The organism is Pseudomonas sp. HMWF006, assembly GCF_003061205.1.
Taxonomy (GTDB): domain Bacteria; phylum Pseudomonadota; class Gammaproteobacteria; order Pseudomonadales; family Pseudomonadaceae; genus Aquipseudomonas; species Aquipseudomonas monsensis.
Genome location: NZ_QAIU01000073.1, coordinates 3,053 through 11,834, shown reverse-complemented (window position 1 = coordinate 11,834; position 8,782 = coordinate 3,053). Strand labels below are relative to the sequence as shown.

Here is an 8,782-nt window from a genome sequence, read left to right as displayed (position 1 = left end):
CGTCGAAGCGTTGCTCAAGCTCTACGCGTTTCGCCCGCAGGATGCAGCGGCCAGTGATCTGCCGTTGCTGGATGGGCGTTGGGGCGATGATTTGTTCAACCCGGAAACCTTGAAGCAACTGGGGGTTCGCGTTGGCGGCGGGATTGCGGCAGGCGCCGCGGCCGGGGCTGGTGTGGATTTGCTGGTGGGCGGGATTACGCTCGGTGCAGCCGCTTTGGCCGGTGCGATCGCTGGCGGCGCGCTGCAAACGGCGCGCAGTTATGGCAGTCGCTTGCTCGGCAAGATCAAGGGCCAGCGGGAACTGACCGTGGATGACGGCGTGTTGCGGCTGTTGGCGCTGCGTCAGCGGCAGCTGTTGCTGGCGCTCGATCAACGCGGACACGCGGCGATGGAGGCGGTTCAGGTCGCCACCCCGCAGGACAAGACTTGGCGCGAGGGCAAGCTGCCCGAGGCACTGAGCAAGGCACGGGCGCATCCGCAGTGGTCGTCGTTGAATCCGCATGCAAAGTTGAATCAGGCGGAAAGGCAGGAGCAGATTGAGGCGTTGGTGGGAAAGGTGCTTGAGCTTTAGACGCCGCCCCTCACCCCAGCCCTCTCCCGGAGGGAGAGGGGGCTGACCGTGGTGTTCTCGGGTCATACATCGACCTGAGACACCCAGTCGAACTCAGTTTGAAAGGCATGAAGATCGGCTCCCTCACCCTGCACTCCCGAAGGGAGAGGGAGCTGACCGTGGTGTTCTCGGGTCATACATCGACCTGAGACACCCAGTCGAACTCAGGTTTGAAAGGCATGAAGATCGGCTCCCTCTCCCTCCGGGAGAGGGCTGGGGTGAGGGTTGCAATCACTCAGCCGACAACAAAACCTCAGCCTTGCGCTTTAGCACACTCAAATCCATTACCGGCACCGCTATCTCCTTGGCCAACTCATCCCACTGCCGCATCCGCAGGCTGACAGCACACAACGGATCGCGCTCAAACATGTCCGCCTCTGCCTCCGTCATCACCCCGCCCTGATACGCCAGTGTCCTGCGACTGGCCTCACTCAAGCGCTCGAAATACCCCGGCTCACGCAACGTCAGATACCGCTTGGCCTGCACGTGATACTCCACCAACCGCGCCAGGCGCTCGCTGAAACCCGCCTCACGCAAATAATCCGCCCCCAGCCGCTCATGGCTGACCACGCCATACCCGCCCATGTTCTCGGCGCCCTCGGCACACAGATGGCCGATGTCGTGGAAGAACGCCGCCAGCACCACCTCGTCATCAAAGCCTTCGGCGATTGCCAGTTCGGCGGCCTGGGACATGTGCTCGATCTGCGACACCGGTTCGCCGATGTAATCGCGAGTGCCGAAACGCTCATACAACCCAAACACCCGGGCGACGACTTGCTGCTGCTCCGTCATCAGATTTCCTCCAGCAACTGCGCGATGTTGCGCTCGGCCAGCGCCGGGCCGACGCTCATGCCGACGCCGGTGTGCATCAGCACCACACTCAGCCCCGGTGCCGGGCGCAGGAACGAAAACGGTCCCGGCCCACGGGCACCGTAGACGCCCTGCCAGCGCTCGACCACGTGCACCTTGCAGCCCAGCGTCTGCTCGGCCAGTTCCAGCATCCAGTTGTCCACCTGTTCGGCGTTGAACGGCGACGGGTCGCTGCCGTAATGGTGCGAATCGCCGATGATCAGCTCGCCATACGGCGTCGGGCTGATCAGCAGGTGGATGCCGTTGTCGTGCAGGTGCGGTTGTTCGCGCAGGATCTGCGCCTGCACCGCTGCCGCCTGCGGTAGATCGGCGAAGGCGCCGTAGTGCACGCAGCTCAAACCAGTGAGCAAGGCGTGTTGCAGGTTCAGTTCGATCTGCGGTTTGGCGCGAAGCATTTGCAGGCGACAGATTTGCGGGTCGAGCGCGGCAATCGGCTCGGCCAGCAGGGTCTGATAATCGTGGCCGGAGCAGACGATGATCTGTTTCGCCGTGAACGTACCGGCGGTGCTGTGCAGGCGCCCCGGCTCGACGTCACGCACCAGCGTGGAGAAATGAAATTCGACGCCGAGGTCGCGGCGCAGGTAGTCGATCAGCGCCGGGATCGCTTCACGCGAGTACAGCTGTTGATCGTCCATGCCGTGCAACGCCGCGCGGTGGTGGCTGAACTGACCGTGGTACAGATCACGCAGGGCAGCACCGCGCAATAGCGCGATGTTGTAACCGTGTTCCACGGCGCGGCCGTTGCAGAAGGCTTCGAGCAGGTGTTCTTCAGCTTCGGTGCGGGCGAACAGGTACGAGCCGTTACGCTTGATCTGTAGACCGGCGAGTTGCGCCCAGTCACCCCAGATGTCGCGGCTGGCCTTGGCCAGTTCGAGCATCGGGCCGGGTGGCTGGCCGGTGACCAGCGCCTGGCCGAAGTTGCGCACCGAGGCGCCGAGAGGCGTGGCGGTGCGTTCGAAAACGCTGACCTTGAGCCCGCGCTTGGCGGCGGCATAGGCGTGAGACAGGCCAAGGATGCCGGCGCCTGCGATGAGCAGGTCTTTGTGTTGGGTCATTTAGAGGTGCTCTGAATGAGAGACCGCTTTCGCTGGCAAGCCAGCTCCCACAGGTTTAGAGGTGTTCAAAAATCTGTATCCACCCTGGAATACTGTGGGAGCTGGCTGGCCAGCGATGGGGCCCTGTCAGTCGATAAAGATCTTACTTGGCGACGACTTTCTCGGACTTGCCGTCATAACGCTTGCGCCACTCGGTCAGGATCTCGTCGCGGTTCTTCGAGGCCCAGGCAAAGTCGTTCTTGATCAGGCGCTGCTCGTAGTCGGCCGGCAGTTCGGTTTGCGGCTTGGCGATACCCGGCTGAGCAAGAACAGCGAAGTTCTCTTTGTACAGGTCCATCGCCTCGGCGCTGGCAGAGAAGTCCGCGAGTTTTTTCGCTGCTTCTTCATGTGGCGTGCCTTTGATCACGGCAGTGGCTTCGATCTCCCAGCCCAGGCCTTCCTTCGGCAGGATGATGTCCAGCGGCGCGCCCTGGCGTTTCAGCTGAACGGCCGGGTATTCAAAGGAAATGCCGATCGGGAACTCACCCGCCGCCGCCAGTTTGCAAGGCTTGGAACCGGAGTGAACGTACTGGCCGATGTTCTGGTGCAGACCGTCCATGTAGGCCCAGCCCTGCTTCTCGCCGAAGGTTTGCAGCCAGGCGCTGACGTCGAGGAAACCGGTGCCGGACGACGCCGGGTTCGGCATGACGATCTTGCCCTTGTACTCAGGCTTGGTCAGATCCTGCCAGCTCACTGGCTTGGTCAGGCCCTGCTTCTCGGCCTCGACGGTGTTGAAGCAAATGGTCGCGGCCCAGACGTCCATGCCGACCCAGGCTGGCGGGTTGGCGGCGTCGCGGTAGTTCGCGCCGATCTTGCCCAGATCCTTCGGCGCGTAGCTTTGCAACATGCCTTGCTGATCGAGAATCGCCAGGCTCGAAGCGGCCAGGCCCCACACCGCGTCAGCCTGCGGACGGGCCTTTTCGGCGAGCAGTTTGGCGGTGATGATCCCGGTGGAGTCACGCACCCACTTGATCTCGACGTCCGGGTTGGCCTTTTCGAACGCTTCTTTGTAGGACTTCAGTTGCTCGGCTTCGAGGGCGGTGTACACCGTCAACTCGGTTTTTGCCGCAAAGGCATTCAGGCTGAAAGTAGCGAGCACAGCAGCGGCCAGGGCCATAGGCTTGAACATGATCGTTTTCCTGTAGGTGAGTTGAGGTTTGCAGGTTTGAATCAGTGACCGGGCGCGGTTTGCCGCCAGGCCTGGGAACGGCGCAGCAAGCCGCGCGAAGCCCACGCCAGCAGCAAGGACACGCCTGCCGAGGTGAACAGAATCAGGGTCGACATCGCCGCCGCGCCGCCGACGTTGCCGGCGTCATCCATGTTCAGCACCGCCACCGCCGCGAGGATGGTGTCGGGGCTGTAGAGGAAGATCGCCGCCGACACGGTGGTCATCGCCGAAACGAACAGGTAGCGCACGATGTCCAGCAGCGCCGGCAGGCAGATCGGCACGGTGACGCGCAGGTAGTGGCGGTACAGCGGCGCCTTGAGCGACAGCGCGGCGGCTTCGAACTCGGCGTCGAGCTGGCGCAGCGCGGTGGTCGCGGTCATTTGTGCGGTGGTCAGGTAGTGCGCAATGGTGCAGACGATCAGCAGGGTCATCGTCCCGTACAGCACGTGCAGCGGGTTGCCGGTGAGGTTGAAGAAGAAGACGTAACCCAGGCCAAGCACCAGCCCCGGCACCGCCATCGGGATGAAACTGAGCATGCGCAACGCCAGGTTGAGGCCGCGCTGGGTGCGGGTTTTCTCCATCAGGTAAGCGCCGGTGAAGATCAGCACACTGCCGATCAGCGCCGTACCCAGCGCCATCTTCAAACTGTTGCCGTAGGCCAGCCAGCCACCGCCGGCGGTTTCGTTGAACTGATAGTGGTTGAGCGACAGCGACAGGTTGTACGGCCAGAACTTCACCAACGAGGAAAACACCGCCATGCCGAACACCAGAATCAACGCGGCGCTGATCAGCAAAACAATCGCCAGATAGCAGCTATCGCGCAATTTCGATGGCACCGGTTTGAACACTTGGGCGCGGCCACTCATTGAATCGCCATGACGGCGGCGCAGCCAGGCATCCACACCAAAGCTGAACAGCGCCGGCAGCAACAGCACCATGCCGATCAACGCGCCGCGACCGAATTGCTGTTGGCCGACCACCGCTTTATAGGCTTCCAGCGCCAGCACTTGATAGTCGCCACCGACTACCACCGGCACCCCGAAATCGGTGATGGTCAGGGTGAACACCAGACAGAACGCAGCAAACACCGCCTGGCGGGTCGCCGGCCAGGTGATGCTGCGAAAAGCCTTGGCCGGACTGGCGCCCATGCTCGACGCCGCATCGAACAGGCGCGCATCGGCCAGCGACAATGCCGAGAGCAGAATCATCAGCGCATGGGGGAAGGTGTAAATCACCTCACCCAGCACAATCCCCCAGAAACCGTAGATGTTGTCCGAGAGCAATCCACGCAACATGCCCTGGTTGCCGAACAGATAGACCAGCGCGATCCCCGGCAGCATCGACGGCGCCATCAACGGCAGCAGGGAAATCCCGCGCCAGATGCCCTTGGCCGGAATCAGCGTGCGTTGCAGCGCGTAGGCAAACAGGTAGGCCAGCGGTACGACAATGGCCGCAACGCTGAGGGAAACTTTCAGGCTGTTGCCGAGCAGCCAGTGGAAATTGGCGCTGGTCACCAGCTCCTTCGCGGCGAGCCAGCCACCGCCCTGCCCGGCCTCGCTGCTGAAGCCGCGCCAGAAGATCGCCAGCAAGGGCAGCAGCACCGCGACACCGAGCAGCAACAACAGCAGGAGTTTGCCGCCGAGGACAAAGATCCGGTCACCGACCTCGGCACCGGACACTCGCCGCGCCTGCTTGTGCGATAGCGGCAGTGCGATGTTCGCGCTCATCAGGCAAACACCTGCAGGCTGCGCGGCGGCAAGGCGACCATGATTTGCTGGGCGCCAAGGCGCGGCATGGCTTCCGGCGCCAGTTCGGCAAGCAACGGATGCCCCGGCAATTGGTCGAGTTCGAAGCTCATGCGGCAGCGGTTGCCGAGGAAAGTGATCTCGCGCACCTTGGCCGGAAACAGGTTTTCTTCGTGCACCACGGGATTGACGTTGATCGCTTCCGGACGGCAGAACAGTCGCCCCGAAGCGCCGCTCACGCTGCCATCAGCCAGACGCACATCCATTCCGCCAACCCGGGCGTGACTGGCGCTGCTGCGCTGGAACGGCAGCCAGTTGCCCTGACCGACAAACTCGGCCACGAACGGTGTGGCCGGGCGGTTGTAGATTTCCTGCGGGGTGGCGTACTGCTCGACACGGCCGTTGTTCATCACAGCGATGCGGTCGGCCATCAGCATGGCTTCGTCCTGATTGTGGGTGACCATCAGGGTGGTGATGCCGAGGTTGCGCTGCAGTTGGCGCAGTTCGGTGCACAGATGCTCGCGCACCCGGGCGTCCAGCGCCGACATCGGTTCATCGAGCAACAGCAGCGACGGCGCCGGGGCCAGGGCACGCGCCAGCGCGACTCGCTGTTGCTGGCCGCCGGACAACTGGCCCGGGTACTTTTTCTCACTGCCGGTGAGGCCGACCAGCTCCAGCATCTGCCCGACGCGGCGACGGACTTCGTCGCGACCGCTGCCGGCGAGGCCGTAAGCAATGTTCGCCTCGACGGTCAGATTGGGAAACAGCGCGTAGGACTGAAACAGAATCCCGTAGTCGCGGGCTTGTGGGGCGAGGTGCGAAACGTCGCGGTCACCGAGGTACAACTCGCCGCTGTCCTGTTTCTCCAGCCCGGCGATGCAGCGCAGCAGCGTGGTCTTGCCACAGCCGGAGGGGCCGAGCAGACACACCAGCTCACCGGCCGCGACATCGAGGGAGACGTTATCCAGTGCGGTAAACGCGCCGAAGCGCTTCTGCACGCCGCGCACTTTCATCGGCGCACCGGGATTGGTCAGGGCAGTTGCGATTGCAGGATTCATGGACAGACCTCATCAAGCTGATGGGGCCAATCCTAGAGTTGTAATGCGTCCGTCATGTGGCAGTGAGGCAAAAACGGCCGATAGTGGTATTCGGGGATTTTGGTTCAGAAGATTCGGGTCTTGGGTTGTTTGATCGGGCCTCATCGCTGGCAAGCCAGCTCCCACAGAGATCTCCAGTGAATACAAATTTTGTGAACACCAGAAATACCTGTGGGAGCTGGCTTGCCAGCGATGAGGCCAGTAAGGGCAACCGAGAATTCAGGCCGGGGACATTTCCTGGGCCAACCCCAGAAATGCCGCCGGCAATCGCGCGCTCTTGCGCTCCTTGAGGCAATACAGATACTCGGGAATCTGCGGCGCATTCTCGATGGTCAGCACCCGCAACTGCGGATCATGCGGCACTTCCTGGCGGGCAATGATGCTGATGCCGATGTTGCGCAGCACCGCCTCACGGATCGACTCGCGGCTGCCGATCTCCAGCAACGGCCCGAAACTGACCCCGGCACTGGCCAGCAACTCCTCGGTCAGACGCCGCGTCGTTGACCCGGTTTCACGCATCAACAGGGTATGCCCGGCCAGTGCGCTCAAAGCCACGTGATCATGAGCTGCCAGCGGATGATTGCGATGCACCGCCAGCACCAGTGGATCAGTGCCCAGCACCCGGCGAATCAATCGCGCATCGTCGAGCAACTGCGACGAAGCGGCGACGTCCACCCGGTAGTCCTCCAGCGCTTCGAGCACCTGCTGCGAATTGCCGATTTCCACCGACACCTCCACCTGCGGCAAGCGCTCGCGAAAGGTCTTCACCAGATCGAGGATGTAATACGGTGCCGTAGCGGCAATACGCAACGTGCCCTGCACCTGACCACTATTGCGCAAGAAGAACTCGATGTCGGCTTCCTGCTGCAACAGCGCCTTGACCATCGGCAGCAACCGCGCACCTTCGTCGCTGACGCTCAGGCGCCGACCGCCACGGTAGAACAGTTCCACCGAGTATTGGCTTTCGAGGTTGCGGATCTGCGTGGTCACGGTGGGTTGGCTAAGGCCGAGCTTTTTCGCCGCCAGCGTGATGCTGCCCAGGCGGGCGACCATGTAAAACGCTTTCAGCTCGGCACTCAGCACAACCATCCCTCATCGTTTATTTACGCAACAGGCGCAAACCGTTGAACACCACCAACAGGCTCACGCCCATGTCGGCGAATACTGCCATCCACATGGTGGCGAGTCCGGCGAAGGTTACCCCAAGAAAGATAGCCTTGATCACCAATGCCAAGGCGATGTTCTGTTTCAGGATGCTGGCAGTGTCACGCGACAGGCTGATAAACGCGGGAATCTTGCGCAGATCGTCGTCCATCAGGGCGACATCGGCGGTTTCAATCGCGGTGTCGGTGCCGGCCGCCGCCATGGCGAAACCGATCTCGGCGCGGGCCAGTGCCGGGGCGTCGTTGATGCCGTCGCCGACCATGCCCACCCGATGCCCCTGTGCATAAAGTGCTTCGATGGCTTGCAGCTTGTCGGTCGGCAGCAAGTCGCCCTTGGCCTGATCAATGCCGACCTGCGCGGCAATCGCCTGCGCGGTGTGCACGTTGTCACCGGTGAGCATCAGGGTTTTCACGCCCAGAGCATGCAACTGGCGGATCGCTTCGCGGCTGCTTTCCTTGACGGTATCGGCCACGGCGAACAGCGCCAGCGGGCCGGAGCTGTCGAGCAGCAGCACCACCGACTTGCCCTGCTTCTCCAGCGCAAACAGTTTTTCTTCCAGCTGCGGCGAGCACAGGCCCAGTTCTTCGACGAGACGATGGTTACCCAAGTGATAGGTCTGACCGTTGACCTGCCCCTTCACCCCGCGACCGGCCAACGCTTCGAAGTTATCCACAGTCAGTGCTTTGAAGTTTTTATCCACAGCGGCGTTGGCGATGGCCAGCGACACGGGGTGATCGGAGCGACCGGCCAACGCAGCAGCGATTGCCGGCGCCGTGGCATCTGCCGTTGGGTCGAGGGACAGGTAATCGGTTTGCACCGGTTTGCCGTGAGTGATGGTCCCGGTCTTGTCCAGCGCCAGATAATCGAGCTTGAAACCGCCCTCCAGGTACACGCCGCCCTTGACCAGAATGCCTTTGCGCGCCGCCGCAGCAAGGCCGCTGACGATGGTCACCGGAGTGGAAATCACCAGCGCGCAGGGACACGCCACCACCAGCAGCACCAGCGCGCGGTAGATCCAGTCGAACCACGCCGCG

Annotated in this window: 8 protein-coding genes; 1 reads left to right on the top strand and 7 read right to left on the bottom strand. The window is 62.5% G+C overall.

Annotation, left to right across the window (positions count from 1 at the left end):
- Positions 1–571 (top strand): DUF3482 domain-containing protein (locus DBR24_RS31425; RefSeq protein ID WP_256591252.1); only part of this gene is annotated, 571 nt, incomplete at its 5' end.
- 270 nt (positions 572–841) lie between these two features.
- Here DBR24_RS31425 and DBR24_RS02860 read toward each other — a convergent pair.
- The 7 genes from DBR24_RS02860 to DBR24_RS31420 form a co-directional block, all read right to left on the bottom strand.
- Positions 842–1,402: a phosphonate degradation HD-domain oxygenase gene (locus tag DBR24_RS02860; RefSeq protein WP_123469614.1), complete on the bottom strand. Its 561-nt coding sequence runs from the start codon at positions 1,400–1,402 to the stop codon at positions 842–844.
- Entirely contained in the window at positions 1,402–2,535 is a 1,134-nt protein-coding gene (locus tag DBR24_RS02855; protein WP_128613842.1) for a TIGR03364 family FAD-dependent oxidoreductase, read from the bottom strand. Before DBR24_RS02855 ends, DBR24_RS02860 begins: the two co-directional genes overlap by 1 nt.
- Before the next feature lie 142 nt (positions 2,536–2,677).
- A complete protein-coding gene (locus tag DBR24_RS02850; RefSeq protein WP_016983209.1) occupies positions 2,678–3,703 on the bottom strand; it encodes a putative 2-aminoethylphosphonate ABC transporter substrate-binding protein in 1,026 nt (341 codons plus the stop codon).
- Between the two features lie 41 nt (positions 3,704–3,744).
- The gene (locus tag DBR24_RS02845) at positions 3,745–5,469 is read right to left on the bottom strand and encodes a putative 2-aminoethylphosphonate ABC transporter permease subunit (protein ID WP_128613841.1); all 1,725 of its coding nucleotides are present in this window, start codon (positions 5,467–5,469) and stop codon (positions 3,745–3,747) included.
- Positions 5,469–6,545 (bottom strand): putative 2-aminoethylphosphonate ABC transporter ATP-binding protein, encoded by a 1,077-nt coding sequence (locus DBR24_RS02840; RefSeq protein ID WP_123469620.1) that lies wholly within the window; start codon positions 6,543–6,545, stop codon positions 5,469–5,471. Before DBR24_RS02840 ends, DBR24_RS02845 begins: the two co-directional genes overlap by 1 nt.
- A 258-nt stretch (positions 6,546–6,803) precedes the next feature.
- On the bottom strand, positions 6,804–7,667 hold the full coding sequence (locus DBR24_RS02835; RefSeq protein ID WP_123470308.1) for a LysR family transcriptional regulator: 864 nt from the start codon (positions 7,665–7,667) through the stop codon (positions 6,804–6,806).
- A 16-nt stretch (positions 7,668–7,683) separates the two neighbouring features.
- On the bottom strand, positions 7,684–8,782 hold a 1,099-nt coding region (locus DBR24_RS31420), incomplete at its 5' end, for a heavy metal translocating P-type ATPase (protein WP_256591251.1).